The organism is Pseudomonas sp. G3-39, assembly GCF_054790485.1.
Genome location: NZ_CP186497.1, coordinates 1,053,759 through 1,072,310, shown reverse-complemented (window position 1 = coordinate 1,072,310; position 18,552 = coordinate 1,053,759). Strand labels below are relative to the sequence as shown.

The 18,552-nt window shown below is 61.2% G+C and carries 18 protein-coding genes; 10 read left to right on the top strand and 8 right to left on the bottom strand.

The window, feature by feature from the left end:
- The first annotated feature begins 148 nt into the window (after window positions 1–148).
- The 3 genes from ACOYXG_RS04730 to ACOYXG_RS04720 all read left to right on the top strand — a co-directional run bounded on the left by ACOYXG_RS04730 (window position 149) and on the right by ACOYXG_RS04720 (window position 3,834).
- Window positions 149–961, top strand: coding sequence for a cytochrome C assembly family protein (locus tag ACOYXG_RS04730; RefSeq protein ID WP_027610969.1), 813 nt, complete (start codon window positions 149–151; stop codon window positions 959–961).
- 12 nt (window positions 962–973) lie between these two features.
- On the top strand, window positions 974–2,215 hold the full coding sequence (locus ACOYXG_RS04725) for a transporter associated domain-containing protein (protein ID WP_460356190.1): 1,242 nt from the start codon (window positions 974–976) through the stop codon (window positions 2,213–2,215).
- Window positions 2,216–2,517: 302 nt separating this feature from the next.
- Window positions 2,518–3,834: an MFS transporter gene (locus ACOYXG_RS04720; RefSeq protein WP_333988386.1), complete on the top strand. Its 1,317-nt coding sequence runs from the start codon at window positions 2,518–2,520 to the stop codon at window positions 3,832–3,834.
- Window positions 3,835–3,952: 118 nt separating this feature from the next.
- Here the strand turns inward: ACOYXG_RS04720 and purT are convergent, their stop codons facing one another.
- The 5 genes from purT to ACOYXG_RS04695 form a co-directional block, all read right to left on the bottom strand.
- The gene (purT, locus tag ACOYXG_RS04715) at window positions 3,953–5,134 is read right to left on the bottom strand and encodes a formate-dependent phosphoribosylglycinamide formyltransferase (RefSeq protein ID WP_003221968.1); all 1,182 of its coding nucleotides are present in this window, start codon (window positions 5,132–5,134) and stop codon (window positions 3,953–3,955) included.
- Window positions 5,135–5,233: 99 nt separating this feature from the next.
- Window positions 5,234–5,701, bottom strand: a complete 468-nt coding sequence (locus ACOYXG_RS04710; protein ID WP_007967799.1) for a VUT family protein — start codon at window positions 5,699–5,701, stop codon at window positions 5,234–5,236.
- A 165-nt stretch (window positions 5,702–5,866) separates the two neighbouring features.
- Window positions 5,867–6,082, bottom strand: coding sequence for a DUF1289 domain-containing protein (locus ACOYXG_RS04705; protein ID WP_096795202.1), 216 nt, complete (start codon window positions 6,080–6,082; stop codon window positions 5,867–5,869).
- Window positions 6,079–6,603 (bottom strand): gamma carbonic anhydrase family protein, encoded by a 525-nt coding sequence (locus ACOYXG_RS04700; protein WP_285375408.1) that lies wholly within the window; start codon window positions 6,601–6,603, stop codon window positions 6,079–6,081. Before ACOYXG_RS04700 ends, ACOYXG_RS04705 begins: the two co-directional genes overlap by 4 nt.
- A 47-nt stretch (window positions 6,604–6,650) precedes the next feature.
- Window positions 6,651–7,250 carry a CoA pyrophosphatase gene (locus ACOYXG_RS04695; RefSeq protein WP_007967803.1) on the bottom strand — a complete coding sequence of 200 codons (600 nt, stop codon included), beginning with the start codon at window positions 7,248–7,250 and terminating at the stop codon, window positions 6,651–6,653.
- Between the two features lie 146 nt (window positions 7,251–7,396).
- Here ACOYXG_RS04695 and ACOYXG_RS04690 point away from each other — a divergent pair, with 146 nt between their 5' ends.
- From ACOYXG_RS04690 to nagE, 7 genes are all read left to right on the top strand, one after another.
- Complete coding sequence (locus tag ACOYXG_RS04690) at window positions 7,397–7,948, top strand: NUDIX hydrolase (RefSeq protein ID WP_027610966.1); 552 nt, start codon at window positions 7,397–7,399, stop codon at window positions 7,946–7,948.
- A gap of 48 nt (window positions 7,949–7,996) precedes the next feature.
- Window positions 7,997–8,512: a L,D-transpeptidase family protein gene (locus ACOYXG_RS04685; RefSeq protein WP_027610965.1), complete on the top strand. Its 516-nt coding sequence runs from the start codon at window positions 7,997–7,999 to the stop codon at window positions 8,510–8,512.
- Window positions 8,513–8,794: 282 nt separating this feature from the next.
- Entirely contained in the window at window positions 8,795–9,526 is a 732-nt protein-coding gene (locus ACOYXG_RS04680) for a GntR family transcriptional regulator (protein WP_027610964.1), read from the top strand.
- Window positions 9,527–9,556: 30 nt separating this feature from the next.
- Window positions 9,557–10,663, top strand: coding sequence for an N-acetylglucosamine-6-phosphate deacetylase (nagA, locus tag ACOYXG_RS04675; protein ID WP_460356182.1), 1,107 nt, complete (start codon window positions 9,557–9,559; stop codon window positions 10,661–10,663).
- A complete protein-coding gene (locus ACOYXG_RS04670; protein ID WP_460356178.1) occupies window positions 10,644–11,666 on the top strand; it encodes an SIS domain-containing protein in 1,023 nt (340 codons plus the stop codon). The genes nagA and ACOYXG_RS04670 overlap by 20 nt, the downstream gene beginning before the upstream one ends.
- Window positions 11,667–11,845: 179 nt before the next feature.
- Window positions 11,846–14,359, top strand: a complete 2,514-nt coding sequence (gene ptsP / locus ACOYXG_RS04665; protein ID WP_460356175.1) for a phosphoenolpyruvate--protein phosphotransferase — start codon at window positions 11,846–11,848, stop codon at window positions 14,357–14,359.
- A gap of 35 nt (window positions 14,360–14,394) precedes the next feature.
- Entirely contained in the window at window positions 14,395–16,110 is a 1,716-nt protein-coding gene (nagE, locus tag ACOYXG_RS04660; RefSeq protein ID WP_460356173.1) for an N-acetylglucosamine-specific PTS transporter subunit IIBC, read from the top strand.
- Window positions 16,111–16,192: 82 nt separating this feature from the next.
- Here the strand turns inward: nagE and ACOYXG_RS04655 are convergent, their stop codons facing one another.
- From ACOYXG_RS04655 to ACOYXG_RS04645, 3 genes are all read right to left on the bottom strand, one after another.
- A complete protein-coding gene (locus ACOYXG_RS04655; RefSeq protein WP_460356170.1) occupies window positions 16,193–16,486 on the bottom strand; it encodes a hypothetical protein in 294 nt (97 codons plus the stop codon).
- 244 nt (window positions 16,487–16,730) lie between these two features.
- Window positions 16,731–17,093, bottom strand: a complete 363-nt coding sequence (locus ACOYXG_RS04650; RefSeq protein WP_460356168.1) for a DUF6124 family protein — start codon at window positions 17,091–17,093, stop codon at window positions 16,731–16,733.
- 1,147 nt (window positions 17,094–18,240) lie between these two features.
- Entirely contained in the window at window positions 18,241–18,552 is a 312-nt protein-coding gene (locus tag ACOYXG_RS04645) for a YqfO family protein (protein ID WP_115988147.1), read from the bottom strand.

The following is an 18,552-nucleotide window of genomic DNA, read 5'->3' as shown; positions in this document are numbered from 1 at the left end:
GACCGGATTCAACATGTGCTCGGCGAGCCTGCGGCGTGGGCAGGTCGCGGATTATAGCGAAGACTGCGTCGGGCGGACACCTCGCACTTTCGTGGTGTGGCGGTTCTATGCCAAACTCAGCGCCTTTCGGGCCTGCCTAACAGGATTTATGCTCCCCTTGTCACCCAGTTTGCTGACTACCATCGCCGCCGCGCTTCTTTATGCCGCTGCGACCCTTTATCAGGGCACCCGCCTGGCCTCCGGCGCCAAGGCGAACAAGCGCCTGCTGGTTACGCTCGGCATCCTCGCCGTGCTCGCCCACAGCGCCAGCCTGCTCACTCACCTGCTGACGCCGATCGGCCTGGGCCTGGACTTCTTCAGCGCCGCCAGCCTGATCGCCGCGGCTGTCATCGCCCTGACGCTACTGGCCTGCTCGCGGATCCCGGTTGAAAACCTGCTGGTGCTGCTGTTCCCGCTCGGCGCGGCGACGGTGTTGCTGGCGCAGTTCGCCCCGGCCGGCACGGTACAAATCATCGACGAAGAACCGGGCATCCTCGCCCACATCCTGCTGTCGATCCTCGCCTACGGCATGTTCACCATCGCGGTGTTCCAGGCCTTGCTGCTGCTGGTGCAGGATCACCAGCTCAAGCACAAGCACCCGTCGGGCCTGATCAAGAATTTCCCGCCACTGCAAACCATGGAAAGCCTGCTGTTCGGTTTCCTCTGGGCCGGCTGGACGCTGCTGTCGCTGTCGCTGATCTCCGGCTGGCTGTTCGTCGAGAACCTGTTCGCCCAGCATCTGGTGCACAAGACCCTGCTGGCGTGCCTGGCCTGGATCGTGTTCAGCGTGCTGCTGTGGGGCCGCAATCGCCTCGGCTGGCGCGGCCACAAGGCGATTCGCTGGACCCTCGCCGGTTTCTGCCTGCTGATGTTGGCGTATTTCGGCAGCAAACTGGTTCGTGAATACATCCTGCACATCTGACGGGCGGCATAAATGGACGGTTTGCCCATAGGGCCGATGCTTGCGGTATTTGTCCTGCTGATTTTATGGTCGGGGCTGTTTACCGCCGTCGAAATCGCGCAGCAGCACTTGCTCGCGCAACGCACCGCCTCGCGCGCCAGCGATAAACCGCTGGCGAAGCTGAGCTTCCCGCTCGAAAGTCTGATCCTGTGCAACACCCTGTGCCGCGCCCTCGCGGTAATCATTGCCACGTTGCTGGCGATCTTCCTTTGCGAGGAGAACGGCCCGTGGGCCGCCTGCCTCGTCGCCGGCGCCGTATTGCTGGTGTTTGCCGATTACTTTCCGCGCACCGTGGCCCAGCGCTACCCGGATGCGGTGCTGTCGTTCGGTAATACCCTGCTGGCGGTTCCGCTGAAGATTATTTATCCGCTGGCCTGGCTGCTGAGCCGCATCAGCGGTTTGCTGCTGCGCCCCTTCGCGCGCAAACCCCAAGTGGTGCAGCAAAGCGAAGACGAAGAACCTGCCGACCCTGATAACGATCCGGAACACCCGTCTCGCACCCACCCGGTCTCAGGCATCCATGCGCTGGACAACATCACGGTCAACGACATTCTGGTGCCACGCAGCGATGTCGACGGCATCAACCTCGACGACTCGATCGAAGAGATCATCGAACAACTGCGCCACAACAAACGCACGCGCCTGCCGGTGTTCCACAGCGACATCAATCAGGTCGAAGCGGTGCTCAACACCCGGCAGATCCGCCATCTGCTCAACGATGGCCAGCTGACCCGCGAAGCGCTGCTGGCCGCCAGCTACGAACCGTACTTCGTTCCGGAAAGCACGCCGCTGCAACTGCAACTGCTGAATTTCCACAAGCAGCAGCGCCGCTTGGGCATGGTGGTGGACGAGTACGGCGAAGTGCTGGGCATCGTCACTCTGGAAGACATTCTCGAAGAAATCGTCGGCGAATTCGAAAGCGAGCACAGCCTCGACAACCCGCACATCCATCCGCAGCCCGACGGGCGCATGGTGATCGATGGTACCGCGTCGATCCGCGAGTTGAACAAATGCCTCGGCTGGCATTTGCCGAGCGACGGGCCAAAAACCCTCAACGGTCTGGTGACCGAAGCGCTGGAGACCATTCCGGACAGCGCGGTGTGTCTGAAGATCGGGCGTTATCGGCTGGAGATTCTCGAGACCGAGGACAACCGGGTGAGCAAGGTGCTGATCTGGCATACGAGCGCTGTGCCTGCTTTGGTGCCGGCCAGATAAAAGATCAAAAAATCGCAGCCTTCGGCAGCTCCTGCATTTTGGAATGCGTTCCTCTGTAGGAGCTGCCGAAGGCTGCGATCTTTGCTCTTGTTCATTTGTTAGCCCCCTTCCTATAATCGAGCCGCTTACCCAAGCGCTGCCGAGCCCTGTGCTTACCCCGCACCCAAGCGGTTTCGGTAATTTTCCGCACTACCCCGACGACTGTTCCTACTCGAAACAGCGCTCGCGTCTCATCCCACATCCCTGGGTGTTCAACCATAATAATTCGCTCCAACGGAGCCATGACTGTCAGGGATCACCGCATGACGACCAGTACCGCTTACAGCGCCACCGCGCCTGCCCAGCCGACCAACTCCGCCACCCGCGTGGCGACGGCAAGTTTCATCGGCACCGCCATCGAGTTTTACGACTTCTATGTCTACGCCACGGCCGCTGCACTGGTGATCGGGCCGGTATTCTTTCCACAGACGTCCGGTACCGCGCAGATGCTCTCGGCGTTTCTCACCTTCGGTATCGCCTTCCTCGCCCGCCCGCTGGGTTCGGCGCTGTTCGGCCATTTCGGTGACCGCATCGGGCGCAAGTCGACACTGGTCGCCTCGCTCTTGCTGATGGGCGTGTGCACCACGCTGATCGGCGTGCTGCCGGGTTACGCCAGCATTGGCGCCTGGGCACCGATTCTGTTGTGTGTGCTGCGTTTCGGTCAGGGTTTGGGCTTGGGTGGCGAATGGGGTGGCGCGGCGTTGCTGGCCACGGAGAATGCGCCCAAGGGCAAACGGGCGTGGTTCGGCATGTTCCCGCAGCTTGGTCCGTCGATCGGCTTTCTTGCAGCCAACGGCCTGTTTCTGACCCTGGCCATGACACTCGATGACGAGCAGTTTCGCAGTTGGGGCTGGCGGATTCCGTTTCTGCTCAGCGCGGCACTGGTGATGGTCGGCCTGTATGTGCGCTTGAAACTGCACGAAACCCCGGTATTCGCCAACGCCATCGCCCGTCAGGAGCGAGTGAAGGTGCCGCTGGTCGAGCTTTTCACCCAGTACTGGGCGCCCACTCTGCTCGGCGCGGCGGCGATGGTGGTGTGCTATGCGCTGTTTTACATCTCGACGGTGTTTTCCCTGAGCTACGGCGTATCCACCCTCGGCTATAGCCGTGAAACGTTTCTTGGGCTGCTGTGTTTTGCCGTGCTGTTCATGGCCGCCGCAACGCCGTTGTCCGCCTGGGCCAGCGACCGCTACGGGCGCAAACCGGTGCTGATCGTCGGTGGTGTGCTGGCGATTCTGTCCGGATTCCTGATGGAGCCATTGCTGACGCAGGGCTCGACCTGGGGCGTGGCGCTGTTCCTGTGCATCGAGCTGTTCCTGATGGGCGTGACGTTTGCCCCGATGGGCGCGCTGCTGCCGGAACTGTTTCCGACCCACGTGCGCTATACCGGCGCATCGGCCGCTTACAACCTCGGCGGGATCGTCGGCGCCTCGGCGGCTCCGTTCTTCGCGCAGAAACTGGTGGCGATGGGTGGTTTGAGTTATGTCGGCGGGTATGTGTCGGCGGCAGCGGTACTCAGCCTGATTGCTGTGCTGTGCCTGAAGGAAACGCGCAATAACGATCTGAATCAGGTTGCCTGACGGAAGATCAAAAGCTTCGCGAGCGGGCTCGCTCCCACAGTGTCCGTGCAGTACACAAAATTTGTGAACACCGCCGAACCTGTGGGAGCGAGCTTGCTCGCGAATGCCGCGCCTGGGTTTACAGCTCTACAACAACAGCCTGAGCAGCCCGGGTCGCCTTGGCACGCGCTGCCTCAATCGACTCATCCCGCGCCAACGCCACGCCCATCCGGCGCTGACCATTGACTTCAGGCTTGCCGAACAGACGTAACGCCGTATCCGGCTCGCTCAGCGCAGCGCCCAGGTTGGCGAACGCAGTCTGGGTCGACTGCCCTTCCACCAGAATCACTGCCGAAGCCGACGGACCGAACTGACGGATCAGCGGCACCGGCAGACCGAGAATGGCGCGGGCGTGCAGGGCAAACTGCGACAGGTCCTGGGAAATCAGGGTCACCAGACCGGTGTCGTGCGGGCGCGGCGAAACTTCGCTGAACCACACCTGATCGCCTTTGATGAACAATTCCACGCCGAACAGACCACGACCACCCAGTGCCTCGGTCACGGCTTTGGCCACGCGCTCGGACTCGGCCAGAGCAATCGGACTCATGGCCTGCGGCTGCCAGGATTCCTGATAGTCGCCCTTCTCCTGACGGTGACCGACCGGTGCGCAGAACGTGGTGCCGCCGATGTGGCGCACGGTCAGCAGGGTGATTTCGTAGTCGAAATCGATGAAGCCTTCGATGATCACCCGACCTTTGCCGGCGCGACCGCCCTCTTGCGCGTAATCCCAGGCTTTCTGCACGTCATCGGCGCTGCGCAGCAGGCTCTGGCCTTTGCCCGACGAGCTCATGACTGGCTTGACCACGCACGGGAAACCCAGGTCCTGAACGGCTTTGCTGTAGTCCTCGAAGGTGTCGGCAAAATGGTACGGCGAGGTTGGCAGGTCCAGCTCTTCAGCGGCCAGACGGCGGATGCCTTCGCGGTTCATGGTCAACTGCGCGGCGCGGGCGGTCGGGATCACGGTGAAGCCTTCGGCTTCCAGCTCGACCAGCGTGGCGGTGGCGATGGCTTCGATTTCCGGCACGATGAAGTGCGGTTTCTCGGCTTCGATGACTGCACGCAGCGCGGCGCCGTCGAGCATGTTGATCACGTGGCTGCGGTGCGCCACCTGCATGGCCGGCGCGTTGGCGTAACGGTCGACGGCAATCACTTCAACGCCCAGGCGTTGCAGCTCGATCACCACTTCCTTGCCCAACTCACCACAGCCACACAGCAATACGCGGGTCGCGGTCGGCGACAATGGAGTTCCGATACGGGTCATCTCAGGTCCTCAAAGAAGCGGATCATCGAGGAAAGCAACGCCAGACGCGCTTTCCATGGGGAGAAAGCGCGGCATTTTACATGAACCGCAGGGTTTGGCTCAGCTGGCGACAGCCTGTTTACGCTCGCGCCAGGCCATGATCAGCCAGACGGCAGTGACGCCAGCAAACTTCGAGACCAGTGCGGTGATGATCACCGGTGGCGTCATCAGGTCGATCATGCCGAAAAAGATGAAAGTATCGAGGGGAATGCTCAGCGCCGAGCTGATCCACAGGCGATCGCGCAAAGGCCGTTTGGTGACGCTGAACACCAGCCAGTCGATGATTTCCGACACCGCGAACGCCGTGGCGCTGGCCAACGCGATGGATGGATCGGAAGTGACGTAAGACAGTACCAGCGCCGCCAGCATCGCCACGAGCGCACCGTGACCGAAACGGGTTTGCACCATGTCGCGCAACACGAATACCAACCCGCCCCAGGCCGACCAGATGATGTCCAGGTGTGGCGCGGTGGAGAAAGCGAAGTTGATCAGCACGACGCTGCTGATGTAGGCGATGAGGAAAATCATGGCGGCGACCTGGGAATTTGGCGCACAGGTTACTTCAGGCTTGGAGTCGGGCCAATAAGAAGTGGCGACTGTTCTGGCCTCTTCGCGAGCAAGCCCGCTCCCACAGTTGATCGAATGTGAACACAAATCCAATGTGGGAGCGGGCTTGCTCGCGAAGGCGGTTTGTCAGACGCCAGATTTCCCGGGGATCATCCACACCAACCCACTCGCCTTCGCCCGCTCATGACACAACCCCAGCACCACCCGCCGCTCGTCATTGGTCATCCGCCCCCAGCGGGTGATCTCAGCGACCGTACGCTGGCAACCGGTACAAATATCGTCGTCATCCAGTGCGCAGATATTCACACACGGCGAGGCAACCGGTCTTTCGGGAGTACTCATTCTTCCTGCTCGACCAGATCACGCGCATAGCGCTGCGAGTTATGCACATAGTGCGCGGCGCTGGCTTCGAGCATCTTCTTCTGCGGCTCGGTCAGCTCACGCACGACCTTGCCCGGCGAGCCCACGACCAGCGAGCCATCGGGGATCTCCTTGCCTTCGCCGATCAGCGAATTGGCGCCGATGATGCAGTTCTTGCCGATTTTCGCCCCGTTGAGGATCACCGCGTTGATGCCGATCAGGCTGTAGTCGCCGACGGTGCAGCCATGCAGCATGGCGTTGTGACCGATGGTCACGCCGGTGCCGATGGTCAGCGGATAGCCCATGTCGGTGTGCATCACCGTGCCGTCCTGGACGTTGCTGTTCTTGCCGATCAGGATCAGTTCGTTGTCGCCGCGCAATACGGCGTTGAACCAGACGTTGGCGCCCTCTTCCAGTCTGACCTTGCCCACCAGCACGGCATTGGGCGCGACCCAGCTCTGTGGATGGGTGTCGACGCGGGCGTCGCCCAGGCGGTATTTCATCTTGTTTTCCTCAGGGCTCACGATGACGGGCCATTCGAGCGATGGCTTCAGGTGTTGATATAGCTTTTGGGCGGATGATGCAGGCTGATCTGTTCGTCATAGAGCAGATTGATCAGTTCGACGATCATGATAGCGGTCAAACCCCAGATCTTGAATTCGCCGTAGCGATAACTCGGCACATACCAACTACGGCCCTGGTAATCGATACGGTGCGTGTGTTCGCGCGGATCTTTGCGGAAAAACTCCAGCGGCACGTTGAACACCGCTGCGATCTCGGCATCGTTGGCCTGGTATTCGACGAAGTCCGGGATCACCCCGACATACGGCGTGACCTTGATGCCGTGCAGGGAGATCAGCGGGCTGAGCGGGCCGATCACCTCGACCAGCCCCGGTGGCAGGCCGATTTCTTCCTCGGCTTCGCGCAGAGCGGTGAAGATCAGATCGGGGTCTTCCGGGTCGCGGCGACCGCCGGGAAAGGCCACCTCGCCGCCATGGGTCGAGAGGCCGCTGGCGCGCAGGGTCAGCACCAGCTCGGGTTCGTCACTGCGGGTGATCGGCACCAGAACAGCGGCCTCGGGGAAACGTTTATCGGTCTCCAGCGTGCGCGGTGTGTGGTTGCTTACCCTATGCAGTAGCTCGTCCAGCATGAGTGTTCTCGATCTGTGCCTTACCCTGCATCATGCACCAATCATTGCAGCCGCCCAAGCCCCTGACCGGGCCATGTCGCGAAACGACAACTTGCCGACCGGCACCGCTGCACGCCAAGATAGGCGCAGCATTCAGGAACCCCAGCATGAAATTTTGCAGCCAGTGCGGCAACCCGGTGACCCAGCGCATTCCCGAAGGCGATTCGCGGCTGCGATTTGTCTGTGACAGCTGTCAGACCATTCACTATCAAAACCCCAATATCGTCGCCGGTTGCGTCGCGACCTGGGGCAGTAAAGTGCTGCTCTGCCGCCGCGCCATCGAGCCACGCCTCGGTTACTGGACGCTGCCCGCCGGTTTCATGGAAAACGGCGAAACCATCGAGCAAGCCGCGATCCGCGAAACTGCCGAGGAAGCCTGCGCCCGGGTACGCAACCTGAGCATCTATACCTTGATCGATGTGCCGCACATCAGCCAGGTGCACGTATTTTTCCGCGCCGAACTGGCCGATCTGGACTTTGCTGCCGGGCCCGAAAGCCTCGAAGTACAACTATTCGACGAAGCCGACATCCCGTGGGACGAGCTGGCTTTCCGCACCGTGGGGCGTACCTTAGAATGCTTCTTCGCTGATCGCCGCGCCGAAAGCTACCCGGTTCGCTCCGAATCGATTCCGCCGTTGACGCAGCCTGCCATCACCTAAAGCTTCTATAAATAAAATATCTGCGTCACTCCTTGGGGAATCGTTTCAATGCGCTGGTTGCTTGCCCTGTTTTGCCTGTCGTTCGTCACCGTGTCCCAAGCGTCATTCGTGACCACCGTGACGCCGTCGAATACCCCGATGATCGAAAAAATCCTGGTGCTCAAATCGGCTCATCAACTGCAATTGATCGCCGACGGCAAGCCGATCAAGACCTATCGAATCTCCTTGGGCAAGGGCGCGAAAAAAGGACCGAAACTGATTGAAGGCGACAAACGCACGCCCGAAGGTTTCTACTGGATCGACTGGCGCAAGGTCAGTGAAAAATTCAACCTGGCGATGCACATCTCCTACCCGAACATCAGCGATTCGGCCCGCGCCCGCCGCGAAGGCGTCGAGCCTGGCGGGATGATCATGATCCACGGCACCCCGGATTCGGAAGAAACCCCGGAAGACCTGTTCCACACCCTGGACTGGACCGACGGCTGCATCGCCATGCGCAACATGGACATGCGTGAAGTCTGGGGTCTGGTGCCGGACGGCACGATGATCGAGATCCGTCCTTAACCAGCGACCACTGGTCACCTGAAAAAAATAAATCAAAAGATCGCAGCCTGCGGCAGCGCCTACAGGGTTGATACCACTTCCCACTGTAGGAGCTGCCGCAGGCTGCGATCTTTTACTTTCTGCAGGCCACCTCTAATACCACTTCAAGACAACCCACTCAGAACCCGCCATTTCATTGGGCTACACGCCAATTCCCCGCGTTGACATGGTATTCAAGTGGTATTAATTTCCGCCCCACAAGCGAGCCACAACAATCCTATACTCGCGTCGGAAATGACCTACATGAACGACCTCCAGGCCCTACGCCCAGATGACTCCCAGCCGACGCCGCTGTACCTGCAGCTGGCGCGCAATCTGGAATCGGCGATCCATTCCGGGCAGTGGAAGGCCGAGCAGGCGATGCCGTCCGAGCGCAACCTCAGCGAGCAACTGGGTATCTCCCGGGTCACCGCACGCAAAGCGCTGGAAGTGCTGCTCGATCAAGGTCTGATCCGCCGCCTGCAAGGTTCCGGCACGTTCATCACACCCCGTCTGGAACAACCGCTGTCACGCCTCTCGGGCTTCAGCGAAATGCTTCGCCTCAAGGGCTTTGTCCCCAGCTCGCAGTGGCTGGAGCGCGAAATCACCCTGCCGACTCACGAAGAACTGATCCGCCTGAGCCTGTCGCCGAACGACAAGGTCGCGCGCATGAAACGCCTGCGCAAGGCCGACGACACGGTGATGGCCATCGAGATGAGCACCCTGCCCGCCTCGATCATGCCCAAGCCGCACCTGGTCGGCGATTCACTCTACGAATACCTCGACGGCATCGGCAAACCGATCGTCCGCGCCCTGCAGCACATCCAGGCGATCAACGCCTCGGACGAGTTCGCCGCGCTGGTCGGCATCGCCCCCGGCACCGCCATGCTGCTGATGACCCGGGTCGGCTACCTCGAAGACAACACACCGATCGAAGTCACCGACACCTATTGCCGCAACGACTACTACGACTTTGTTGCAGAGCTTCGCCGCTGATCAGCAGCCAGGCCAAACGAGAGAAGCAAAATGTCCGAAGACAACATCCTCACCGCCAGCGGCTGGGTTCGCGGCCGGCTGATCCACGAACACGGCAAAGTCGTGTCGATCGAAGGCGTGCCCTGCGACCCGGCCGACAATGACCTGCCCTACCTGCTGCCGGGTTTCATCGACCTGCACGTCCACGGCGGTGGCGGCAAAGACATCATGGAAGGTGCCATTGCCTTCGAGACCATCACCCGCACCCACGTGCGCTTCGGCACCACTTCGCTGCTGGCCACCACCATGACCGCGCCGAGTGCCGAGATCTCCAGCGTGCTGAAAGAGGTCGGCGAGTTCTGTGAACAGCGTCCGCAAGGTGCCGCCCGCGTCCTCGGTGTGCATCTCGAAGGCCCGTACATCAACCCCGGCAAACTCGGCGCGCAACCGAACTTCGCCCACACCGCGTTGATGGCCGAGGTCGAGGAATACCTCGCGCTGGCGCCGATCTGGGTGATCACCATCGCCCCGGAAATCGCCGGTCACGACGGGTTGATTCGTGAACTGAGCAGCCGGGGCATCCGCATGCAGATCGGCCACACCCTCGGCAGCTACGAGGAAGGCGTTGCCGCCCTCGATGCCGGCGCCACCAGTTTCACCCATTTGTACAACGCCATGAGCCCGCTGCATCACCGCGAGCCGGGGATCGTCGGCGCCGCCCTCGCACACGCCAAGTTCGCCGAACTGATCCCGGACTTGCTGCACGTGCACCCCGGCGCGATCCGCGTGGCCCTGCGTTCGATCCCATGCCTGTATTGCGTCACCGATTCGACCGCGGCCGCCGGCATGCCCGATGGTGAATACAAGCTCGGCAGCCACACCGTGACCAAATGTCTGGGCGGCGTGCGCCTGCCCGACGGCACGTTGGCCGGCAGCACCCTGACCATGGATCAAGCCCTGCGCAACCTGGTGAAGATCGGATTGCCGATCGCCGAGGCCTCGCAGCGTCTGTCGCAATTTCCCGCCGACTACCTCGGCATCACTGAACGCGGGCGCCTGCAACCGGGGGCCTGGGCCGACTGCGTGCGGCTGGATCGCTCACTCACACTGACCGCCGTCATGGTCGAAGGAGAAGACATTGACTTCAAAAATGCTTGAAGAGGCGCTGTCCTCGTTCGAGGCCGTGCAAGCCCAATTGCAACAGCTCGACCCGCAGATGATCGAGATCGCCGGGCGCCTGCGCCGTCAGCCGCCGCAAGTGGCGATGACCGTCGCGCGCGGCAGCTCCGACCACGCGGCGAGCTACTTCGCCTACCTGACCATGCAGCAACTGGGGGTGCCGGTGGCGTCGCTGCCGATGTCGGTGGTGACCATGCAGCAGGCGCCGCTGAAGGTCAGCGGTCAGGTGGCGTTCGCGTTCTCCCAATCAGGTCAGAGCCCGGATCTGGTCAACAGTCTGCGTCTGCTACGCAAGCGCGGCGCACTGAGCGTATCGATGGTCAATGCCGCCGATTCGCCACTGGAAGCGGCGTGTGAATTCAGCCTGCCGTTGCTCGCCGGTATCGAAAGCAGCGTCGCCGCGACCAAGAGTTTTATCGCCACCCTCAGCGCCAGCGCCCGCCTGATCGCGCACTGGAAAGAAGACCACGAACTGCTGGAAGCGCACAACGCCCTGCCCGAAGGCCTGCGCGAAGCGGCGCAGCAGGACTGGAGCGCGGCCATCGATGCCTTGCGAGATTGCGAACGGCTGATGGTCATCGGCCGTGGCGCCGGTTTTGCCATCGCCCAAGAGGCCGCGCTGAAATTCAAGGAAACCTCGGCCATTCAGGCCGAAGCCTTCAGCAGCGCCGAAGTCCGTCACGGCCCGATGGCGCTGATCGACGAACACTACCCGCTGCTGGTGTTCGCTCCACGCGGTGCCGAACAGGCCGGTCTGATCAGTCTTGCGGCAGAGATGCGTCAACGCGGCGCTCGCGTGCTGCTGGCCGCGCCGGACGACATCCTCGAACGCGACCTGATCCTGAGCCGCGCCGAACACCCGGCCCTCGACCCGATTCTGGCGATCCAGAGTTTCTACGTGATGGCCGCAGGTCTCGCCGTGGCCCGCGGCATGGACCCGGATCAGCCGCGCCACCTGAGCAAAGTGACCCGTACGCATTAACCACTACTGAACGATGCACAACCCTGTCGGCGGACGCGAAAACCGTTGATTGATGCACAACCCTGTAGGAGCTGCCGCAGGCTGCGATCTTTTGATCTTGATTTAAAAAACAACATCAAAAGATCGCAGCCTGCGGCAGCTCCTACAGGGGAAAGCGAAATTACTGATGAGACCGAGCCATGCACAACAACAATAAAGAGCTGACCCTCAGCGCCCCGCTCAGCGGCCCGGTGCTCACGCTCGCCAAAGTCCCGGACGCGGTGTTCGCCAGCGGCGCGATGGGTGACGGCATCGCCATCGACCCGCTGAATGACACCCTGTATTCGCCCTGCGCCGGGGAGATCATCCACGTCGCCCGCACCGGCCACGCGCTGACCGTGCGCGCCGACAACGGCGCGGAAATCCTCCTGCATCTGGGCCTCGATACCGTTGAACTGAACGGCGAAGGCTTCTCGATGCTGGTCAAGGAAGGCGCGCGGGTCAGCAACGGCCAACCGTTGTTGCGCTATGACCTGGACAAGGTCGGCCAGCAGTGCAAAAGCCTGGTCAGCCTGTTGATCCTGACCAACAGCCAGGATTTCCAAGTGCGCCCGATCACGCTCAGAGCGGTGAAGGTCGGCGAGCCGTTGCTGCACATTATTGCCCGCAACGGTGCGGCTGCGAATGTTGAAGAAACTGGCGGGCCTGAGGTGCGTGGGCAAGTGTTGGTGGCTCATCGCGGCGGTCTGCATGCGCGCCCTGCCGCACTGATTCGGCAGACCGCACAAGGCTTCAAGAGCCAGTCGCAGCTGCACTTCGCTGGTAAGTCGGCGCCGTGCAACAGCCTGATCGGGCTGATGGGACTGGCCATCGGCGAGCAGGATGAGGTGCAGGTCAGCTGTCAGGGGCCGGACGCCGAAGCCGCGCTGCAAGCCTTGCTCAATGCCTTGGCGACCGCCCTGCCCGATGATCATCACGCTGCTGCACCGGTCAACGCCGCACCGCGCAAACGCCCCGCCGAGGCTGGCGTATTGCAGGGTGTGTGCGCCGCACCGGGTCTGGTCGGCGGGCCGCTGTTTCGCCTGAACGCGATCAGCCTGCCGGCGGATGCGGGCAATCATGCTCCGCTTGAGCAACTGCAGAAACTTGAAGCCGCGCTCAATCAGGTTCGCGGCGAAATCCACGCCACTCTCACCCAAGCAAAAAAGCACAAGAACACCGACGAAGAAGCGATCTTCGCTGCGCATCTGGCACTGCTCGAAGACCCGGCCCTGCTCGACGCCGCGCAAAATGCTATCGACCAAGGAACAGCGGCGACCCACGCCTGGAGCCAGTCGATCGACGTGCAGTGCGAAGTGCTGCAACACACCGGCAGCGCGCTGCTGGCCGAACGCGCCAACGACCTGCGCGACCTCAAGCAACGTGTCCTGCGCGCCCTGCTCGGCGAAGCCTGGCATTACGAAGTGCCGGCCGGCTCCATTGTCGCTGCGCATGAATTGACGCCGTCGGATCTGCTGCAACTCAGCGCGCAAGGTGTCGCCGGGTTGTGCATGGCCGAGGGCGGCGCGACTTCGCACGTGGCGATTCTGGCGCGCGGCAAAGGTCTGCCGTGCCTGGTTGCACTGGGCGCCGCATTACTCGATCAAGCACAGGGTCAGTCGGTGGTGCTGGATGCCGATGGCGGCCGCCTCGAACTGACGCCGAACACCGAACGCCTGGCCGAAGTACAACAGGCGCAAATCGACCGTCAGCAACGCCGCGATGCACAACAGGCCAAGGCGCATCTGCCCGCTGAAACCCGCAATGGCGTGGCCATCGAAGTGGTCGCCAATGTCGCCTCCAGCCATGAAGCGGCAGACGCCTTTGCCAACGGCGCCGATGGCGTCGGCCTGCTGCGCACCGAGTTTCTGTTCGTCGACCGGCAGACCGCGCCGGACATCGAAGAGCAGCGTGCCGCCTATCAAGCCGTGCTCGATGCCATGGGCGAGCACTCGGTGATCATCCGCACCATCGACGTCGGCGGCGACAAGCAACTCGACTACCTGCCGCTGCCCGCCGAAGCCAATCCGGTACTCGGCCTGCGCGGCATTCGTCTGGCCCAGGCCCGTCCGGAAATCCTCGATCAGCAATTGCGCGCACTGCTGCAAGTCAGCCCGCTGCGCCGTTGCCGGATCCTGTTGCCGATGGTCACCGAAGTCGACGAACTGCTGCACATCCGCCAACGGGTCGATGCGCTGTGCATCGAACTGGGTGTGACTCAGCGCCCGGAAATCGGCGTGATGATCGAAGTCCCGGCCGCTGCATTGCAGGCCGAACAACTGGCCGAGCACGCCGACTTCCTGTCGATCGGCACCAACGACCTGTCGCAATACACCTTGGCCATGGACCGCGACCACGCAGGTTTGGCCGCCCGCGTCGACGCCCTGCATCCGGCACTGCTGCGGCTGATCGCCATGACCTGCGCAGGCGCGGCGGTGCACAAACGCTGGGTCGGCGTGTGCGGTGCCCTCGCCTCCGACCCACTGGCGACACCGGTGTTGATCGGTCTGGGCGTGACCGAGTTGTCGGTCAGCCCGGTGCAAATCGGCGAAATCAAGGACCGCGTGCGCCAGTTGAACGAGGCCGAATGCCAACGCCTCAGCCGCGATCTGTTGAAGCTCAACAGCGCCGCTGCGGTACGTCACGCCTGCCACCAGCATTGGCCTCTGCACTAACAACAAGCTCTCTATAAAGAGCAGGGAGAACCACCATGTACCAACTCTTCATCGAAGGCCTGCAACGCCTCGGCCGTGCGCTGATGCTGCCAATCGCGATCCTGCCGATTGCCGGCCTGCTGCTGCGTCTGGGTGACACCGACCTGCTGAACATCGCGATCATCCACGATGCCGGGCAAGTGATCTTCGCCAACCTGGCAATGATCTTCGCCATCGGCATCGCTGTCGGTTTCGCCAAGGACAACAACGGCACCGCAGGCCTGGCCGGGGTGATCGGTTACCTGGTGATGATCTCCACGCTCAAGGTGCTCGACCCGAGCATCAACATGGGCATGCTCGCCGGGATTGTCAGCGGCCTGATGGCCGGCGCGCTGTACAACCGCTTCAAGGACATCAAGCTGCCGGAGTACCTGGCATTCTTCGGCGGCCGGCGCTTCGTGCCAATCGTCACCGGGTTCGCCGCCGTCGCGCTGGGCGTGGTATTCGGCTACATCTGGCCGCCGATCCAGCATGGCATCAACAGCTTCGGCGCCTTGATGATGGAAAGTGGCAGCATCGGCGCATTCGTCTTCGGCGTGTTCAACCGCCTGCTGATCGTCACCGGCCTGCACCACATCCTCAACAACATGGCGTGGTTCGTGTTCGGCAACTTCACCGACCCGACTACCGGCGCACTGGTCACCGGCGACCTGTCACGCTACTTCGCCGGCGATCCAAAGGGCGGCCAGTTCATGACCGGCATGTTCCCGATGATGATCTTCGGCCTGCCCGCCGCATGCCTGGCGATGTACCGCAACGCGTTGCCAGAGCGGCGCAAGGTCATGGGCGGGATCTTCCTGTCGATGGCTTTGACGTCGTTTTTGACCGGCGTTACCGAGCCGATCGAGTTCGCCTTCATGTTTCTCGCCCCGCTGCTGTATCTGCTGCATGCGCTGCTGACCGGGTTGTCGATGGCGATCACCAATGCGCTGAACATCCACCTCGGTTTTACCTTCTCCGGCGGCTTCATCGACATGGTCTTGGGTTGGGGGCGCTCGACCAATGGCTGGCTGGTGATTCCGGTCGGGCTGGCGTATGCCGTGGTGTATTACGCGGTGTTTGATTTCTGTATCCGCCGCTTCAATCTGAAGACGCCGGGGCGTGAGGACGTGGCCGCCACCGAGAAGTCGGTGCTTACGGAAAACGAACGTGCTGCTGCGTACATCAAGGCCTTGGGCGGTGCCGAGAATCTGCTTACCGTGGGCGCCTGCACGACTCGTCTGCGCCTGGAAATGGTCGATCGCAACAAGGCTTCCGACGCTGACTTGAAGGCTCTGGGTGCGATGGCCGTGGTACGCCCGGGCAAGGGCGGCAGCTTGCAGGTGGTGGTCGGGCCATTGGCCGACAGCATCGCCGACGAAATCCGCCTCGCCATGCCGACGCTGGGGCATGCGTTGGTGGCTGCGCCTGCGGTGGTGGTCGAGGAATCGAAAGCTGCATTGGTCGCTGCACCGGAAGCCCAGCAATGGCTGACGGCGTTGGGCGGTAGCGAGAATGTGCTGCAGCTGGACTGCATCGCACTGACGCGTATTCGTCTGCAACTGGCCGATGGTAAAGCGTTGTCCGAGGCTCAGTTGAAAGAGCTGGGTTGCCAGGGTGTCAGCCCGCTGGAGGGTGGGGTGTGGCATTTGTTGATTGGCGAGAAAGCGGCGAGTTTGAGTGGGGCGATTGAGGCGTTGGTGAACCGGAGTGAGGTCAGCGCCAAGGTATAACCCACAGCGAAACTCAACAGCCTCACTGATAAACGGAAAGCCGCTGGGCTGTGGAGCTCAGCGGCTTTTTATCAAGTGTTTACTAAGCCTTGACGGTGAACGTACGTGCTTGGGAGTGAAGGACCCGTCCTCTGGCCGTGATCGAATGAACCCCCAATGACAAAGCCGTCAAGATAAAGTGCCAAGTGCCTGCAGCGTCAGCGACAACTCGCCCCTTCAAAGTAGCACCGTCGAAAATCTGGAGTTCATCGCCGGCAGACGCCAAGCCGCTCGACTGCACAACAGTGGAGGAGGTCGTACCGCCGTTTGGAATCTCCTCGCCTTGGCTGTCTTTCATGGAGGTAATTACCGGCACAGTGTTTTTTTCAGTAGACATAGCAAAATCCTTCTTACCTGTTGTGAATGGAAGTCTAATCAGACAGAAGTTTGCCGAATCGCACCACTGTCAGAAATTACAGGTAAGCGGTGGTTTCCGATGATTGGTCATCATCAAGACGAACCTAAGCATTGAATCCAAAACTTGATCGCCGACGGCTCGCTCCCACGTGAGGTCTCAATTCCCCAAAAAGGATATGAGATCCGCGACGGGACGAGCCGGTTTGCAATGATCATCCGATAAATCAGGTTTGCGGATCGACTCGATCCAGCGCTCGATTTACCGCCAGTTCGGCGAGCATGACGATTTGCTGGATCGCCAGTGCGGTGCTGCGTTGCAGGCCGCTGAGTTCGCTGGCGAAGTTGCTGGCCATGGCACTGGCGCAGGCCAACGATTCGTAGGCGTGGGCCAGCAGGGTTTCGGTGTCGATGCTGGGGTTGACCAGGAACATTGTGCTGGGCTGATGCGCCTGAGCGGGTTGCGGGGTGAAGTAGAAATCGACAGCGCGCTTGATGGCTTCACGGTCTTTCGTCAGGTCTTCAACCCGGATGGCGTCTACGGGTGGTGCTATGGTTTCGTTGGGTGGGTCGGGGATCAGTTTGTCCATCGAACAAGTCCTTTTAAGTGTTGTAGCCACTTGTTCCCGATCTCACTCGAAGAAGAGGTGGCAGCTATGTACGGAGTGAGATTACCGGTAAGGACCCCAAATCCGGCCGGACCGAAGTCCGCCCGTACATAGCCGCCATAATGAATTGCTGACAGCGAAAGCTGGCCGCAATTATGGGGGCACTTGTCTGGGGATCCAAATCGGGTATCTCACCTCCCGGTCGCTGAATTGGCAGCGACAGACGAAGCCTAGAGACCGGACGTCCGAGGGACAACCTGAAAACCTTGTGGGAAGCTTCTGGTAATTCCACACACTCTTAAACACAAAACATCCCGTGTAGGAGCTGCCGAAGGCTCGGGCCGCGTTCGGACGATCTTTTGATCTGCCCTTTGACTGTAAAAAACCAAAGTCAAAAGATCGCAGCCTTCGGCAGCCCCTACAGGTGAGTACTGCACCAGATAGAGACTGGTCGGCTGTCAGGCCGCCATCGCTGGCAAGCCAGGCTCCCACAGGAGTTGTGGGCATCTGCAATGGATCAGTGAGCTATCAGGACGCCTTCGCGAGCAAGCCCGCTCCCACAGTTTGAACCCGGTGTATTCAGGTAGAGATTGGTCGGCTGTCAGGCCACCTTCGCCAGCAAGCTGGCTCCTGCAATTTAGCAAGCGCACACCCCATGCGGCGAAGCCGCCCCACTCCAGGATGAGCGCAAGCTCGGCTGTCGCTCTTGATCTTGATCCACGGGCGACGTCGGAAGGCTGAGTGGAGGGATTGATCCGGGCGTGGGAGCGCAGCGACCGTTTGGCGCAGCCAAACACAGCGAGAGGAGGTGCAGCGAAGCAAACCGGAGGCGCTGCGCCCGGATCAATACCGGAGCGAAGGGACCCCGAGCCTCAGCGAGCGGGCCGAACGCAGGAGCAAGCGTTTTGGGTTACTTTTTAGGCGTTTGTAAAAAGTGACTCGCCGTAAGGGCGAAACCGCCAGCCGCTGCACCCGAAGCAACGGATATTCACACAGTCAGCCAGAGCATGGTCGCCTGTCAGGGCGCCATCGCGAGCAGGCTCACTCCTACAGAAAAGCAAATCGCAGGCAACAAAAAACCCGCAGACAATCACTCATCTGCGGGCTTCCCGTTCCAGCGGCAGAAAGATCAGAAATCCTCCAGCCGCCACACCTCATAAGCCGGCGTCTCGTAAGGGTGGCTCAACTTCAAAGCAGCCACCACATCACCAATCAAAGCGTCACAAACCACAAGCTCAACCTTCCATTCCTCGACCCGCTCAACCTGCCCCGCCTCACCAATGAACGGCTGACTGCCGTCCAAAGGCCGAAACTGACCAGACCCAAGCACCTGCCAAGCACAGTGGTCATAGTCCCCGATCCGCCCACCACCGGCAGCGAATACAGCGTCCTTGACCACCTCGACATGACTGTCAGGAACAAAAAACCCGAGCTTGTACAC

Bases quoted from the DNA above. Each gene is read 5' to 3' on its own strand.
- ACOYXG_RS04700 (WP_285375408.1), bottom strand. From the start codon at position 6,603: ATGAAATACCGCCTGGGCGACGCCCGCGTCGACACCCATCCACAGAGC.
- nagA (WP_460356182.1), top strand. From the start codon at position 9,557: ATGTCCGAAGACAACATCCTCACCGCCAGCGGCTGGGTTCGCGGCCGG.
- ACOYXG_RS04710 (WP_007967799.1), bottom strand. From the start codon at position 5,701: ATGATTTTCCTCATCGCCTACATCAGCAGCGTCGTGCTGATCAACTTC.
- ACOYXG_RS04725 (WP_460356190.1), top strand. From the start codon at position 974: ATGGACGGTTTGCCCATAGGGCCGATGCTTGCGGTATTTGTCCTGCTG.
- ACOYXG_RS04655 (WP_460356170.1), bottom strand. From the start codon at position 16,486: ATGTCTACTGAAAAAAACACTGTGCCGGTAATTACCTCCATGAAAGAC.
- ACOYXG_RS04680 (WP_027610964.1), top strand. From the start codon at position 8,795: ATGAACGACCTCCAGGCCCTACGCCCAGATGACTCCCAGCCGACGCCG.
- ACOYXG_RS04730 (WP_027610969.1), top strand. From the start codon at position 149: ATGCTCCCCTTGTCACCCAGTTTGCTGACTACCATCGCCGCCGCGCTT.
- ACOYXG_RS04720 (WP_333988386.1), top strand. From the start codon at position 2,518: ATGACGACCAGTACCGCTTACAGCGCCACCGCGCCTGCCCAGCCGACC.
- ACOYXG_RS04685 (WP_027610965.1), top strand. From the start codon at position 7,997: ATGCGCTGGTTGCTTGCCCTGTTTTGCCTGTCGTTCGTCACCGTGTCC.
- ACOYXG_RS04705 (WP_096795202.1), bottom strand. From the start codon at position 6,082: ATGAGTACTCCCGAAAGACCGGTTGCCTCGCCGTGTGTGAATATCTGC.
- ACOYXG_RS04650 (WP_460356168.1), bottom strand. From the start codon at position 17,093: ATGGACAAACTGATCCCCGACCCACCCAACGAAACCATAGCACCACCC.
- ACOYXG_RS04690 (WP_027610966.1), top strand. From the start codon at position 7,397: ATGAAATTTTGCAGCCAGTGCGGCAACCCGGTGACCCAGCGCATTCCC.
- purT (WP_003221968.1), bottom strand. From the start codon at position 5,134: ATGACCCGTATCGGAACTCCATTGTCGCCGACCGCGACCCGCGTATTG.
- ACOYXG_RS04695 (WP_007967803.1), bottom strand. From the start codon at position 7,250: ATGCTGGACGAGCTACTGCATAGGGTAAGCAACCACACACCGCGCACG.
- nagE (WP_460356173.1), top strand. From the start codon at position 14,395: ATGTACCAACTCTTCATCGAAGGCCTGCAACGCCTCGGCCGTGCGCTG.
- ptsP (WP_460356175.1), top strand. From the start codon at position 11,846: ATGCACAACAACAATAAAGAGCTGACCCTCAGCGCCCCGCTCAGCGGC.